Raw genomic sequence first — 16,115 nt, forward strand, 5'->3', positions numbered from 1 at the left:
ATGGCTTTAAATCTTCAAGGCAAACAAGCAATAGTTGCTGAAGTCAACGAAGCAGCCAATGGTGCTCTATCTGCAGTTGTTGCAGATTCTCGTGGTGTAACAGTTGGCGCAATCACTGCCCTTCGTAAAGAAGCTCGTGCAAATGGTGTTTGGATGAAAGTTGTCCGTAACACTTTAGCAAAACGTGCTCTTGAAGGAACACAGTTTGAGTGCCTTTCTGATTCATTTGTTGGTCCAAGCTTAATCGCTTTCTCATCAGAGCACCCAGGTGCTGCTGCGCGTATCTTTTCTGCTTTTGCAAAAAAGAACGAGAAATTTGAGCTTAAAACGGCCGCTTTTGAAGGAAATGTTGTTGATGCAGCAATGCTTGCTACATTACCTACATACGACGAAGCTGTTGCACGCTTAATGAGCGCTATGAAAGAAGCGTCTGCTGGTAAATTGTGTAAAACAATTGAAGCAGTACGTGTACAGAAAGAAGAGCAAGCTGCTTAATTTTAAGCTGTTTAATCCCTTTCGGTGTAAAATTTATTTGGACTTAAAGTCCGTTAATTATTAGGAAATTTGAAATGTCTGTATCTAAAGACCAAATCCTTGACGCAATTGCTGAAATGTCAGTAATGGACGTTGTTGCTCTTATCGAAGCAATGGAAGAAAAATTCGGCGTAACTGCTGCTGCTGGTATGGTAGCTGGTCCAGCTGCTGAAGCAGTTGAAGAAAAGACTGAATTTGATGTAATCCTTACTGGCGCTGGCGCTAACAAGGTTTCTGCAATCAAAGCAGTTCGTAGCGCAACTGGCCTAGGCCTTAAAGAAGCGAAAGCTCTTGTTGAAGCTGCACCAACACCTGTTAAAGAAGGTATCTCTAAGGAAGAAGCTGAAGCTCTTGCTAAAGACCTTACTGAAGCTGGTGCTGAAGTTGAGGTTAAGTAATTTAGCTTTTGCTAAGTTCGCTGCCTGAGAAATCAGGCAAGGGCTGGTGATTATTTAATCACCGGCCTTTTTGCGCTATAGAGTGATGCACTCTTTTAGTTCAAATAAAATCTGGTTTTTTCTTTACTTTCAACGCTTTATAGTTTGCTAGTGTTAAAGTGGGACTAAATTAGAACAACAATCAAATGTTGTAAATCTTGGCATAGATGCCAGTTAAGTCTGTTCTTACAAGAACAGGTCGGGTCAAAGATCAGCAAGCTGAGGAACCCCATGGCTTACTCTTATTCTGAAAAGAAACGTATCCGTAAGGATTTTGGTAAACGTCCACAAGTTTTGGATATACCTTTCTTACTATCTACACAGTTAGAATCGTTTAAAAAATTCTTAGTGCCTGACGCTGATGGCGATCATGGTTTGGAAGCAGCCTTCCGTTCTGTGTTCCCAATTAAAAGCTACTCAGGAAATTCTGAGCTGCAATACGTAAGTTATCGTATTGGCGAGCCAGTTTTCGATGTAAAAGAATGTCAAATTCGCGGTGTGACTTATTCTGCTCCACTTCGCGTGAAATTGCGTCTTGTAGTTATGGACAAAGAAGCTCCAGGCACAGTTAAAGACATTAAAGAGCAAGAAGTTTACATGGGCGAAATTCCGCTCATGACCGATACCGGTACCTTTGTAATCAATGGTACAGAGCGTGTTATCGTTTCTCAGCTACACCGTAGCCCTGGTGTATTCTTTGATAACGACCGCGGTAAAACTCACTCATCGGGTAAAGTGTTATATAACGCACGTGTTATCCCATATCGTGGTTCATGGTTAGACTTTGAATTTGATGCAAAAGATAACTTATATGTACGTATTGACCGTCGTCGTAAATTACCGGCGTCTATTATCTTACGTGCACTTGAGTACTCGAGTGAAGACATTCTTGGTATTTTCTTCGACAACACTACGTTTGAAGTAACTGACGGTAAAGTTCTTATGGAACTGGTACCTTCACGTTTACGTGGTGAAACCGCCGCTTTTGATATTAAGAGCGAAGACGGTGAAGTGTTTGTTGAAAGTGGTCGTCGTGTTACGGCTCGCCATATCAAGAACATCGAGAAAAAAGGCATTAAGCAATTAGAAGTACCACATGAGTACATCATTGGTCGCGTATTAGCGAAAAACTATGTTGATGAGTCAACAGGTGAAGTTGTAGCTAATGCAAATGACGAGCTAACGCTTGAATTAATGGCTGAATTGGTTAAAGCCGGTCACACTAAAATTGATACGTTATATATCAATGAAGTGGACAGCGGTGCTTACATGTCAAATACATTGAACATTGACTCTTCAAGCAGCCGTTTAGAAGCATTAGTAGAAATTTATCGCATGATGCGCCCAGGCGAGCCACCGACGAAAGACGCGGCTGAAGCCTTATTCCAGAACTTGTTCTTCTCAGAAGAGCGCTATGACTTATCAACGGTAGGTCGTATGAAGTTCAATAGCCGTGTTGGTTACGATACCGATACAGGCCCAGGCACATTAAGCAAAGAAGACATCGTGTCGGTTATGAAAGTATTGATTGCTATTCGTAACGGTGTTGGCGATGTAGATGATATTGACCACTTAGGCAACCGTCGTATACGTAGTGTTGGCGAAATGGCTGAGAACCAATTCCGTGTAGGTTTAGTGCGTGTAGAACGTGCTGTACGTGAGCGTTTAAGCTTAGGTGACCTAGATGCGATAATGCCACAAGATCTTATTAACGCTAAGCCTATTTCGGCAGCGGTTAAAGAGTTCTTCGGCTCGTCTCAGTTATCACAGTTTATGGACCAAAATAACCCGCTATCAGAAGTAACGCATAAGCGTCGTATTTCTGCATTAGGGCCGGGCGGTCTAACTCGTGAGCGCGCAGGCTTTGAAGTACGTGACGTTCACGTAACTCACTATGGTCGCGTATGTCCAATCGAGACTCCTGAGGGTCCAAACATCGGTCTAATTAACTCATTATCTACGTACGCACGTACTAATGATTATGGTTTCTTAGAAACACCTTACCGCAAAGTGGTAGACGGTGTTGTAACTGATGAAGTTGATTACCTATCAGCCATTGAAGAAGGTCAGTTTGTTATCGCACAGGCGAACTCAAACTTAACCGAAACCAATGAGTTTGTAGATGAACTTATTCCATGTCGTCACAAAGGTGAATCTACCTTTATGGGACGTATGGACCAGCAATATATGGATGTATCACCACAACAGGTGATCTCTGTAGCGGCAGCACTTATCCCGTTCCTAGAACACGATGATGCTAACCGTGCATTGATGGGTTCAAACATGCAACGTCAAGCAGTACCAACATTGAAAGCGGATAAGCCGTTAGTAGGTACTGGTATTGAGTTAACACTAGCGAAAGACTCTGGTGTTACTATCGTTGCAAAACGTGGTGGTGAAGTAATGTATTGTGACGCAAGTCGCATCGTTGTTAATGTGCATGAAGAAGAACGCGTTCCAGGCGAAGCGGGCATCGACATTTACAACTTAACCAAATACACACGTTCTAACCAAAATACATGTATTAACCAAAAACCAACTTGTATGGTTGGCGAACCGGTTACTCGTGGCGATGTGTTAGCAGATGGTCCTTCGACTGACTTGGGCGACTTAGCTCTTGGTCAAAACTTGCGCGTGGCATTTATGCCATGGAATGGTTATAACTTCGAGGATTCAATCTTACTATCAGAGCGCGTAGTTGAAGAAGATCGTCTAACGACTATCCACATTCAAGAACTACAGTGTATTGCCCGTGATACTAAATTAGGTTCTGAAGAGATCACTGCAGATATCCCGAATGTGGGCGAATCTGCACTAGGCAAGCTTGATGAATCAGGCGTTGTTTATATTGGTGCTGAAGTTAAAAGCGGCGATATTCTAGTAGGTAAAGTGACTCCGAAAGGCGAAACGCAATTAACTCCTGAAGAGAAGCTACTACGAGCTATCTTCGGCGAAAAAGCGTCTGACGTTAAAGACAGCTCTTTACGTGTACCAAATTCTGTAACTGGTACTGTAATTGACGTGCAAGTTTTCACCCGTGATGGTGTTGAAAAAGATAAGCGTGCGTTAGAAGTTGAAGAAATGCAGCTTCGCGATGCGAAGAAAGACTTCAACGAAGAGTTCCGTATTCTAGAAGCTGGTGTATTAGACCGTGCGCGTAAGTTACTTATCGCAGCTGGCTTTGATGAAGACAAATTAGCGTTATTAAATGCTGAGAAGCTACTTACGCAAAGCCTTGCTGAAGAAGACAAGCAAGCTGAGCTTGAGCAATTAGCAGCCCAGTATGACGAGCTTAAAGCTGAATACGATAAGAAGTTTGAAAACAAACGTCGTAAAATCACTCAAGGCGATGACTTAGCACCTGGCGTACTTAAGATTGTTAAAGTATACCTAGCTGTTAAACGTTGTATCCAACCGGGTGATAAAATGGCGGGTCGTCATGGTAACAAAGGTGTTATCTCGACTATCGTACCAGTAGAAGATATGCCATACGATGATAAAGGTCGTACGGTAGATATCGTACTTAACCCACTGGGTGTACCATCACGTATGAACATCGGTCAGATCCTTGAAACACATATGGGTCTAGCTGCACGTGGTATTGGTGAACGCATTGAAGAAATGATGAAAGAGCAACGTGAGCTGCATGAGTTACGCGCCTTCATCAAGCAAGCCTACGAAATTGGCGAATCTCGTCAAGTAGTAGACATTGATAGCTTTACAGATGACGAAATTCGTCGTTTGGCTGAAAACTTAAAAGGTGGTTTACCAATAGCTACTCCAGCATTTGATGGCGCGAAAGAAAACGAAATCAAAGACATGCTAGAGCTTGCGGGCTACCCAAGAAGTGGTCAGGTTACACTTTATGATGGCCGTACTGGCGATCAGTTCGAACGTCAAGTAACCGTTGGTTACATGTACATGCTGAAACTGAATCACTTAGTTGATGACAAAATGCATGCGCGTTCTACTGGTTCTTATAGCCTTGTTACTCAGCAGCCGCTGGGTGGTAAAGCACAGTTCGGTGGCCAGCGTTTTGGTGAGATGGAAGTATGGGCACTTGAAGCTTACGGTGCTGCTTACACTCTACAAGAAATGCTAACAGTGAAATCGGATGACGTGAACGGTCGTACTAAGATGTATAAAAACATCGTTGATGGTAACCATAAAATGGAACCAGGTATGCCAGAATCGTTTAACGTATTGTTAAAAGAAATCCGCTCACTGGGTATCAACATCGAGTTGGAAGAAAATTAAGCCAATTAGATGCTGCAGTTAACGCTGCAGCATCTGTTACGGCCGAATAGAATGTAGGGACGAGACTACCCGTCCTCAAGATTAACTCCGACAGGAGAGCTAAGGTGAAAGACTTACTTAAGTTTCTGAAGCAACAAAATAAGACCGAAGAATTCGATGCAATTCGCATTGGTCTTGCTTCACCAGACATGGTTCGTTCGTGGTCATACGGTGAAGTAAAGAAACCTGAGACTATTAACTACCGTACTTTCAAGCCTGAGCGCGATGGCTTATTCTGTGCCCGTATTTTCGGCCCAGTGAAAGATTATGAATGCTTATGTGGTAAATATAAGCGTCTTAAACACCGCGGTGTGATCTGTGAGAAGTGTGGCGTTGAAGTTACACTCACTAAAGTGCGACGCGATCGTATGGGTCATATTGACCTTGCGAGCCCAGTTGCGCATATTTGGTTTTTAAAATCATTACCGTCACGTATCGGCTTAATGCTAGATATGACGCTTCGTGATATTGAACGTGTTCTTTACTTCGAATCATTCGTAGTAACTGAGCCTGGTATGACAACGCTTGAGCGTGGTCAGCTATTAGGTGAAGAAGAATACTTAGATGCACTTGAAGAGCATGGTGATGAATTTGAAGCTAAGATGGGTGCTGAAGCAGTTTTAGACTTGCTTCGTGAACTCGATCTTGCACAATTAATTGCTGAAATGCGTGAAGAGTTACCAACAATTAACTCTGAAACTAAGCGTAAAAAAATCACCAAACGTCTTAAGTTAATGGAATCGTTCCACCAATCAGGTAACAACCCTGAGTGGATGATCATGACAGTACTTCCAGTATTGCCACCTGATCTACGCCCATTAGTACCACTAGACGGTGGTCGTTTTGCGACGTCTGATCTAAATGACCTTTACCGTCGTGTTATTAACCGTAATAACCGTCTTAAGCGCCTATTAGATTTAGCAGCACCAGATATTATCGTACGCAACGAAAAACGTATGTTACAAGAAGCGGTAGATGCGCTACTTGATAACGGTCGTCGTGGTCGTGCAATTACAGGTTCTAACAAACGTCCTCTTAAATCTCTTGCCGATATGATCAAGGGTAAGCAAGGTCGTTTCCGTCAGAACTTACTTGGTAAGCGTGTGGATTATTCAGGCCGTTCTGTAATTACAGTGGGTCCTACACTTAAGCTTCACCAATGTGGTCTTCCTAAGAAGATGGCACTTGAGCTATTCAAACCATTTATCTATGGCAAATTAGAGCGTCGCGGCATGGCTACGACAATCAAAGCTGCGAAGAAGATGGTTGAACGTGAAATGCCGGAAGTATGGGATGTGCTTGACGAAGTAATTCGTGAACATCCAGTATTACTTAACCGTGCACCAACACTTCACCGTTTGGGTATCCAAGCGTTTGAACCTGTGCTTATCGAAGGTAAAGCGATTCATTTGCATCCATTAGTATGTGCGGCCTACAACGCCGATTTCGATGGTGACCAAATGGCGGTACACGTACCGCTAACAATTGAAGCGCAGCTTGAAGCTCGTGCCTTAATGATGTCTACAAACAACATTCTATCTCCTGCGAATGGTGAGCCAATCATCGTTCCTTCACAGGATGTTGTATTGGGTCTTTATTACATGACTCGTGACCGTATTAACGCTAAAGGCGAAGGCGCGATATTTAAAGATCCAAAAGAAGCAGAAAAAGCATACCGTAGTGGCAATGCAGACCTTCACGCAATTGTGAAAGTACGTATTAGTCAATCAGTTAAAAACGAAAACGGCGTAGTAGAAGATACTATCACTGTTATTGATACAACTGTTGGTCGTGCAATTCTGTCGCTAATTTTACCAAAAGGCATGCCGTATGAGTCAATCAATCAGCCGCTAGGTAAAAAGCAGATTTCTGGCTTAATTAATGAGTGTTACCGTCGTCTTGGTCTTAAAGACACAGTTATGTTTGCTGACCAAATTATGTACACCGGTTTCCATTATGCAATGAAGTCAGGTGTTTCAATCGGTATTGATGACTTAGTTATCCCACCGGTTAAAGCGCAGATCATTGAATCAGCTGAAGCTGAAGTTACTGAAATCAACCAACAATTCCAATCAGGTCTTGTAACGGCTGGTGAAAAGTACAATAAAGTTATCGATATTTGGTCACGTGTAAATGAAAACTTATCACGTGAGATGATGTCTAACTTGTCGAAAGACACAGTTATTAATGCACAAGGTGAAGAAGTAGAGCAAGCGTCATTTAACTCAGTGTTTATGATGGCCGACTCAGGTGCTCGTGGTAGTGCTGCTCAGATCCGTCAGTTGGCGGGTATGCGTGGTCTAATGGCACGTCCAGATGGTTCAATCATCGAGACACCAATCACAGCTAACTTCCGTGAAGGTCTAAACGTACTTCAGTACTTCATCTCAACGCATGGTGCGCGTAAAGGTCTTGCCGATACAGCACTTAAAACAGCTAACTCTGGTTACCTAACGCGTCGTCTAGTAGACGTTGCACAAGATTTGGTAATCAATGAAGACGACTGTGGCACAGAAGATGGCTTAACAATGAAACCGCTTATTGAAGGTGGTGATGTTGTAGAAGCGCTTCGTGAACGTGTACTAGGTCGTGTTGTTGCTGAAGATATTGTTATTCCTGGTACTAATACAGTACTAGTTGAGCGTAACATTATGCTTGACGAAAAACTGTGTGACCTTTTAGAAGAGCACTCAGTAGATGAAGTTCGCGTACGTTCTGTTATCACGTGTGATAATGACTTTGGTGTTTGTGCTAACTGTTACGGTCGTGACCTAGCACGTGGCCATATCATCAACGCAGGTGAATCAGTAGGTGTTATCGCGGCACAATCAATTGGTGAGCCAGGTACACAGTTAACGATGCGTACATTCCACATCGGTGGTGCGGCATCTAGAGCGTCTGCTGAGAATAATGTACAAGTTAAAACTAACGGTACATTAAAGCTTCACAACGCTAAGTACGTATTAAATACAGACGGTAAGATTGCTATTATTTCGCGTTCTACGGAAATTACTATCATTGATAGTTATGGCCGTGAAAAAGAGCGTTATAAAGTACCTTACGGTGCAGTATTAACAGTACAAGACAATGCAGAAGTTCAAGGTAACGACATCGTTGCTACTTGGGACCCGCATAGTCACCCAATCGTACTTGAGCATAAGTCAAAAGTATCGTTCAGCGATATCGATGACTCGAATACTGAAACACAGACAGATGAACTAACCGGTTTAACCCGTATAGTTGTTAAAGATCTTTCTAAAGCGAATGCGAAAGAACCTAAGCTTATCATTGAAAGTGAAGAGCGCGGCTTACAAGAAACACGTCTACCTTCATTCACTACGATTGAAGTAGTTGACGGCACGACAGTAAACCCTGGTGACGTATTAGCACGTATTCCGCAAGAAGGTTCGAAAACTCGTGATATCACGGGTGGTCTACCACGCGTAGCCGATTTATTCGAAGCTCGTAAACCGAAAGAACCAGCTATTTTAGCTGAAGTTACCGGTACAATTAGCTTTGGTAAAGAGACTAAAGGTAAGAAGCGTTTAGTTATTACACCAGATGAAGGTGATCATTACGAAGAGATGATCCCTAAATGGCGTCAACTTAACGTGTTTGAAGGTGAACGAGTGTCTAAAGGTGAAGTTATCGCCGATGGTCCAGAATCACCGCATGACATCTTACGCTTACGTGGTGTGACTCATGTTGCTAACTACATTGTTAACGAAGTGCAAGAGGTTTACCGTTTGCAAGGCGTTAAGATCAATGACAAGCACATTGAAACTATTATTCGTCAAATGTTACGTAAATGTACCATTATGCACGGTGGTGATACTGACTTCTTAGCCGGTGAGCAAATTGAAGTGGCACGCGTTAATATCGCAAACCGCGACCTTGAAGCTCAAGGTAAGATCCCAGCTAAGTTTGAAATCCAGTTAATGGGTATCACAAAAGCATCACTAGCAACAGAATCTTTCATCTCTGCAGCCTCTTTCCAAGAGACAACACGTGTTTTAACCGACGCAGCAGTGAATGGTAAGAGCGATGAGTTACGCGGTCTGAAAGAAAACGTAATAGTGGGTCGTTTGATCCCAGCCGGTACCGGCTTTTCGTATCATCAAGAACGTATGGCTCGCCGTAAGCAAAGAAATGTAGTAGAAGAGCAGACTGTAAGTGCAGAAGAGGCAACTCAAGCGCTAACTGATGCTTTAAATGCGGATTTATCTGGAAATCAATAAACTAAACCAAATCAATAGATTAGGTTTTCGCAAGGTAGATATCTTCTACCTTGCGAGCGGTTTAGGTTGACAGGTCAATCTTTGCTCATTAAAATTCCGCCACCCATTTACCTGTGCGTTTAAAACAAACTTGTAAAAACGGGCGGATTTTTTATTTTTTCAGTAGTAATTCTAATTTCAGGAGCTATTTAAATGGCAACTATTAACCAGCTAGTGCGTAAGCCACGCCGTAGCAAGGTTACGAAAAGTAACTCAGCTGCGCTTAAAGCGTGTCCGCAAAAGCGCGGTGTATGTACTCGCGTATATACAACTACACCTAAGAAACCAAACTCGGCGTTACGTAAAGTAGCTCGTGTACGTTTAACTAACGGTTTCGAAGTAACTTCATACATTGGTGGTGAAGGTCATAACCTTCAAGAGCACAGTGTAATCCTAATCCGTGGTGGTCGTGTTAAAGATTTACCAGGTGTGCGTTTTCACACCGTTCGTGGTGCACTTGACTGTGCAGGCGTTAGCGATCGTCGCCAAGCTCGTTCTAAATACGGTACTAAACGCCCTAAAGGCTAATAGTTCTCCGTTAGTAAGGCCAAGCACTAAATATTTTTAATTATTGTTTTGGGTTATTGACTCGATAAGAGCAAACCTGAATAAACCGGAGATACAAAATGCCTAGAAGACGCGTAATAGGTCAACGTAAAATTCTTCCAGATCCTAAGTTCGGATCGGAGCTTCTTGCGAAATTCGTAAACATCGTAATGTTAGATGGCAAGAAATCTACTGCTGAAAAAATCGTTTATGGTGCGCTAAATGTGGCTGCTGAGAAATCAGGCAAGTCGCACCTAGAAATCTTTGAAACGGCACTTGATAATATCCGCCCACAGGTAGAAGTTAAATCTCGCCGTGTTGGTGGTTCAACTTACCAAGTACCAGTTGAAGTACGTCCAGTTCGTCGTAACGCATTAGGTATGCGTTGGTTAGTAGACGCTGCTCGTAAGCGTGGCGAAAAATCTATGGGCTTACGTTTAGCTCAAGAAATCGTTGACGCTGCTGACAACAAAGGCACTGCGGTTAAGAAACGTGAAGACGTTCACCGTATGGCTGAAGCGAATAAAGCATTCGCTCATTACCGTTGGTAATCTGCCCTTAACCTTTAAGAGGATTTTATGGCACGTACAACTCCACTTGAGCGCTATCGTAATATCGGTATTTGCGCTCACGTAGATGCAGGCAAAACCACCACAACAGAACGTATTCTGTTTTACACAGGTCTTTCTCATAAGATCGGTGAAACGCATGATGGTGCTGCAACTATGGACTGGATGGAGCAGGAACAAGAGCGTGGTATCACAATCACTTCTGCTGCAACTACGTGTTTCTGGAAAGGGATGGACGCTCAATTTGACGCTCATCGTATCAATATTATTGATACTCCAGGACACGTTGATTTCACTATCGAAGTAGAGCGTTCTTTACGCGTATTAGATGGTGCGGTAGTTGTTCTTTGTGCTTCATCTGGTGTACAGCCGCAAACTGAGACAGTTTGGCGTCAAGCGAACAAATACGAAGTTCCAAGAATGATCTTCGTAAACAAAATGGATCGCACAGGCGCTGACTTCTTTGCAGTTGTTGACCAGGTGAAATCTCGTCTTGGAGCAACGCCTGTTCCAATTCAGTTGCCAATAGGCGCTGAAGACGGCTTTAAAGGTGTTATTGACCTGATTAAGATGAAAGCTATTAACTGGAACGAAGCGGACCAGGGAATGACTTTCACTTATGAGGCAATACCGGCAGAACTTCAGGAATTAGCCGATGAATGGCGCTCTCATTTAGTTGAAAGTGCTGCTGAAGCTACTGAAGAACTAATGGATAAATACTTAGAGGGTGAAGAGTTAAGTGAAGCCGAAATAAAAGAAGCTTTACGCCAACGTACATTAGCAAACGACATTGTTCCTATGACGTGTGGTAGCGCATTTAAAAACAAAGGTGTTCAAGCTGTGCTTGATTGCGTTGTTGAATACATGCCTGCTCCTACGCAAGTGAAACAAATTCAAGGTATCCTAGAAGATGGTACCGAAGAAGAGCGTCCTGCTGATGATAAAGCGCCGTTTGCTGCACTTGCATTTAAAATTGCAACGGACCCGTTTGTTGGCACCTTAACTTTTTTCCGTGTTTACTCTGGTACTGTTAAACAGGGTGACGCGGTATACAACCCAGTTAAAAGTAAGCGTGAGCGTCTTGGTCGTATCGTACAGATGCATTCAAACTCACGTGAAGAGATCAAAGAAGTCTTCGCAGGCGACATCGCGGCGGCTATTGGTCTCAAAGACGTAACAACAGGTGAAACACTGTGTGATCCGAAATCCATTATTACGCTTGAGCGTATGGAATTTCCTGAACCAGTAATCTCTGTTGCGGTTGAGCCTCGCACAATCGCTGACCAAGATAAGATGGGGATCGCGCTGGGTAAACTAGCGGCTGAAGATCCATCTTTTCGTGTACAAACCGACGAAGAATCGGGTCAGATTATAATATCTGGCATGGGTGAACTTCACCTCGATATCCTCGTCGAACGTATGAAACGTGAATTCAGTGTTGAATGTAACGTTGGTAAGCCGCAGGTTGCATACCGAGAAGCTATCCGTTCAACTGTTAAAGTTGAAGGTAAGTTTATACGTCAATCAGGTGGTCGTGGTCAATATGGTCACGTCTGGCTTAAACTTGAACCGATGGATATTACGGATGACGAAGCACCAATTTACGAGTTCGTTAACGAAACTGTAGGTGGTTCTATTCCCAAAGAATACGTCCCTGCGGTAGACAAAGGCATCCAAGAGCAAATGTCTCAAGGTGTGCTGGCAGGCTACCCATTACTTGGCGTTAAAGCGACTTTATATGATGGTTCATTCCATGATGTAGACTCGAATGAAATGGCATTTAAAATAGCAGGTTCATTGGCAATGAAGCAAGGCGCGCTGCAAGCGAGCCCGGTACTTTTAGAGCCAGTAATGAAGGTTGAAGTACTCACTCCTGAAGCAAACATGGGTGATGTAGTTGGTGACTTAAACCGTCGCCGCGGCATGATCGAAGGCATGGAAGATGCATTAGGTGGACTGAAGCAAATTAATGCACAGGTTCCCCTTTCTGAAATGTTTGGTTATGCTACTGACTTACGATCTGCAACACAGGGTCGTGCTTCATACTCTATGGAGTTTTTGAAGTACGCCGAAGCATCGAAACATGTTGCAGAGACAATAATTTCAGCTCGCGCTGTAATATGATTTTTAGCTTGTTTAACTCAATAGTGAGTTAGACTTTAATTTCTTTATAGGAATTTTTTAAGATGGCAAAAGCAAAGTTTGAACGCGTAAAACCGCATGTAAACGTAGGTACAATCGGCCACGTTGACCACGGTAAAACTACACTAACTGCAGCAATCACTAACGTACTTGCAAAAGTATACGGCGGTGTTGCTAAAGATTTCGCATCAATCGATAACGCTCCAGAAGAGCGCGAACGTGGTATCACTATTTCAACGTCTCACGTTGAATACGATACACCTACACGTCACTACGCACACGTAGATTGTCCTGGTCACGCCGATTATGTTAAAAACATGATCACTGGTGCTGCTCAAATGGATGGCGCTATCTTAGTAGTTGCTGCGACTGATGGCCCTATGCCACAAACGCGTGAGCACATCCTACTTTCTCGTCAAGTTGGCGTTCCTTACATCATCGTGTTCATGAACAAATGTGACATGGTTGATGACGAAGAGCTACTTGAGCTAGTAGAAATGGAAGTTCGTGAACTTCTTTCAGAATACGATTTCCCAGGTGATGACTTACCACTAATTCAAGGTTCAGCACTTAAAGCGCTTGAAGGCGAGAAAGAGTGGGAAGATAAGATTGTTGAGCTTGCAAACGCACTTGATTCTTACATTCCAGAGCCACAGCGTGACATCGATAAGCCATTCATCATGCCTATCGAAGACGTTTTCTCAATCCAAGGCCGTGGTACTGTTGTAACTGGTCGTGTTGAAGCTGGTATTATCCGCATCAACGACGAGATTGAAATTGTTGGTATCCGTGATACAACTAAGTCAATCTGTACTGGTGTTGAAATGTTCCGTAAACTGCTTGACGAAGGTCGTGCTGGTGAGAACATTGGTGCACTTTTACGTGGTACTAAGCGTGAAGACGTTGAACGTGGTCAAGTACTAGCTAAGCCTGGTTCAATCAAGCCACACACTACTTTTGAATCAGAAGTATACGTACTTTCAAAAGATGAAGGTGGTCGTCATACTCCATTCTTCAAAGGTTACCGTCCACAGTTCTACTTCCGTACAACTGACGTAACTGGTGACGTACAGTTACCAGAAGGCGTAGAAATGGTAATGCCTGGTGATAACGTTAAGATGACAGTTACTCTAATCGCGCCAATCGCGATGGATGAAGGTCTTCGTTTCGCTATCCGTGAAGGTGGTCGTACTGTAGGCGCTGGCGTTGTTGCAAACATCGTAGCGTAATAATTAGCCTAGCTAATTAGTACTAAAAAAACCGAGCTTACGCTCGGTTTTTTAATGCCTGATATAAAGTAAACCTTTTAGAACCTAGCTATAAAAAGAGTGCTTAGTGATTTTAAGAGGGGCTATTTAGGCAGGCTTACGATGGGGTAGCTAAGTGGTGTTTTGTCGCTGTGATTGATACTGTGTACTGTATTGGCATTGTAAGAAGTAAGGCTGGGCTGTAGTGCTAAATTAAAGTCCTGTTATTACCTTTGCTACATTAAGTCACTTAGGCTTGATTGGTTGGCTAATACTCTCTTTTAACTTTGGTCATTTATATTTATGGCTGGGATCAAAAACGCCAGCGTTAAGCTGGCGTTTGTTATGCGAGGTTAAAGCTATTATGCTTTAGGTCCTGCATTTTTAATTTCGTCTGATACGTCATATTTAGTGAAGTTTTCAGTGAAATCGGCTGCAAGTTTAGCTGCATATTCAGCATACTTAGCTTTGTCTTCCCAGGTATTAATTGGGTTAAGTAAGTTGCTGTCTACACCTGGAACGGCTACAGGTACGTCTAGGTTTAAAACATCAATGTGTTGAGTTTCTACGCCAACTAGTTTACCCGATACAATAGCATCTACTACAGCACGTGTAGTTGGAATATCAAAACGCTTACCAGTACCGTAAGGGCCGCCAGTCCAACCTGTGTTAACTAGGTATACTTTAGCGCCAAACTCACGTACACGCTTCATTAGAAGCTCAGCATAAACACCTGCTGGACGTGGGAAGAATGGTGCGCCAAAACAAGTTGAGAATGTTGACTCAATATCGCTTGTAGAACCAATCTCAGTAGAGCCTACTTTTGCAGTGTAGCCACTTAAGAAGTGAAATGCTGCCGCTTCTTCAGTCAATATTGATACTGGAGGAAGTACACCACTTACGTCACACGTTAAAAATACCACTGCTTTTGGCTCGCCTGCGCGGTTTTCTACTTTACGTTTTTCAACGTGCTCAAGAGGGTACGCAGCACGGCTATTTTGTGTAAGGCTAGTATCGTTAAAATCAGGTACACGATTTTCATCAAGCACTACGTTTTCTAAAATAGTACCAAAGCGGATCGCATCCCAAATAACAGGTTCATTTTTTTGTGATAGGTCGATACATTTAGCGTAACAGCCGCCTTCAATGTTAAACACACTACCAGGTGCCCAGCCATGTTCGTCATCGCCAATTAAAAAGCGAGTTGGATCTGCTGAAAGTGTTGTTTTACCTGTACCAGATAAGCCAAAGAATAAAGCGGTATCGCCTGCTTCACCTACGTTTGCAGAGCAGTGCATTGGTAATACACCTTTCGCTGGAAGTAGGAAGTTCTGTACAGAGAACATTGATTTTTTCATTTCACCGGCATAACGCATGCCAGCAAGTAATACTTTACGTTGTGCAAAGTTAATGAGTACCGTACCGTCACTGTTTGTGCCATCGCGCTCAGGCTCACATACAAATGAAGGAACGTTCATTACTTGCCACTGAGGTACGTCAGATGAGTTGTAAGATTTAGGTTGAATAAACATATTTTTAGCAAAAATATGATGCCATGCAGTTTCTGTAGTAACAACAACAGGTAGATAGTGCTCTGGATCAGCGCCTACTTCAAGGTGAGAGATGAAGTGATCATTACTTTGTACATACGCTTCTACGCGTGCCCACAAAGCATCAAACTTATCTGCGTCGAATGGGCGATTTACGTTGCCCCATTGGATTTCGTTTTCAGTACTAGATTCTTGAACAATAAAGCGATCTTTTGGAGAACGACCGGTGCGATGACCAGTATTTGCTACAAAAGCACCATTGGCTGCTAAAGTACCCTCGCCACGACGGATCGCGTGTTCGACAAGTTCAGCTGCAGTTAGATCGACAAAACGAGTAGCGCTTGAAGTCATGTTTATACCTAAATTGTGTGAGATTGAACGGGATAGCCTGGGTCTTGTTAACCTTTAAGCTGCGATTATAGTAACAGATGAGCTAAGGATATTCGAGCTTATGAAGGTGTTAAAAACACATATATTGGGTAAAAAACATGAATAATTTCAATGACACCGGTATCAT

At 43.0% G+C, this 16,115-nt stretch carries 9 protein-coding genes; 8 read left to right on the forward strand and 1 reads right to left on the reverse strand.

The features are described from left to right. The 8 genes from rplJ to tuf all read left to right on the forward strand — a co-directional run bounded on the left by rplJ (position 1) and on the right by tuf (position 14,030). Positions 1–495 (forward strand): 50S ribosomal protein L10, encoded by a 495-nt coding sequence (rplJ, locus tag RB215_RS01075; protein ID WP_011326938.1) that lies wholly within the window; start codon positions 1–3, stop codon positions 493–495. 74 nt (positions 496–569) lie between these two features. Next, on the forward strand, positions 570–932 hold the full coding sequence (rplL, locus tag RB215_RS01080) for a 50S ribosomal protein L7/L12 (protein WP_011326939.1): 363 nt from the start codon (positions 570–572) through the stop codon (positions 930–932). Positions 933–1,202: 270 nt separating this feature from the next. Further along, positions 1,203–5,228, forward strand: coding sequence for a DNA-directed RNA polymerase subunit beta (gene rpoB, locus RB215_RS01085; RefSeq protein WP_086995185.1), 4,026 nt, complete (start codon positions 1,203–1,205; stop codon positions 5,226–5,228). A gap of 104 nt (positions 5,229–5,332) precedes the next feature. Continuing rightward, positions 5,333–9,505, forward strand: a complete 4,173-nt coding sequence (gene rpoC / locus RB215_RS01090; RefSeq protein ID WP_011326941.1) for a DNA-directed RNA polymerase subunit beta' — start codon at positions 5,333–5,335, stop codon at positions 9,503–9,505. A 192-nt stretch (positions 9,506–9,697) separates the two neighbouring features. Beyond that, on the forward strand, positions 9,698–10,072 hold the full coding sequence (gene rpsL, locus RB215_RS01095) for a 30S ribosomal protein S12 (RefSeq protein WP_008165517.1): 375 nt from the start codon (positions 9,698–9,700) through the stop codon (positions 10,070–10,072). A 98-nt stretch (positions 10,073–10,170) separates the two neighbouring features. Next, complete coding sequence (gene rpsG / locus RB215_RS01100) at positions 10,171–10,641, forward strand: 30S ribosomal protein S7 (RefSeq protein ID WP_011326942.1); 471 nt, start codon at positions 10,171–10,173, stop codon at positions 10,639–10,641. A gap of 27 nt (positions 10,642–10,668) precedes the next feature. Further along, positions 10,669–12,783 carry an elongation factor G gene (gene fusA / locus RB215_RS01105; RefSeq protein WP_011326943.1) on the forward strand — a complete coding sequence of 705 codons (2,115 nt, stop codon included), beginning with the start codon at positions 10,669–10,671 and terminating at the stop codon, positions 12,781–12,783. A gap of 62 nt (positions 12,784–12,845) precedes the next feature. Beyond that, the gene (gene tuf / locus RB215_RS01110; RefSeq protein WP_011326944.1) at positions 12,846–14,030 is read left to right on the forward strand and encodes an elongation factor Tu; all 1,185 of its coding nucleotides are present in this window, start codon (positions 12,846–12,848) and stop codon (positions 14,028–14,030) included. Positions 14,031–14,410: 380 nt separating this feature from the next. Here tuf and RB215_RS01115 read toward each other — a convergent pair whose 3' ends face one another. Next, positions 14,411–15,949 (reverse strand): phosphoenolpyruvate carboxykinase, encoded by a 1,539-nt coding sequence (locus RB215_RS01115; protein ID WP_089367606.1) that lies wholly within the window; start codon positions 15,947–15,949, stop codon positions 14,411–14,413. Positions 15,950–16,115: the final 166 nt, after the last annotated feature.

It is taken from the genome of Pseudoalteromonas sp. HL-AS2, assembly GCF_031198805.1.
Taxonomy (GTDB): domain Bacteria; phylum Pseudomonadota; class Gammaproteobacteria; order Enterobacterales; family Alteromonadaceae; genus Pseudoalteromonas; species Pseudoalteromonas nigrifaciens.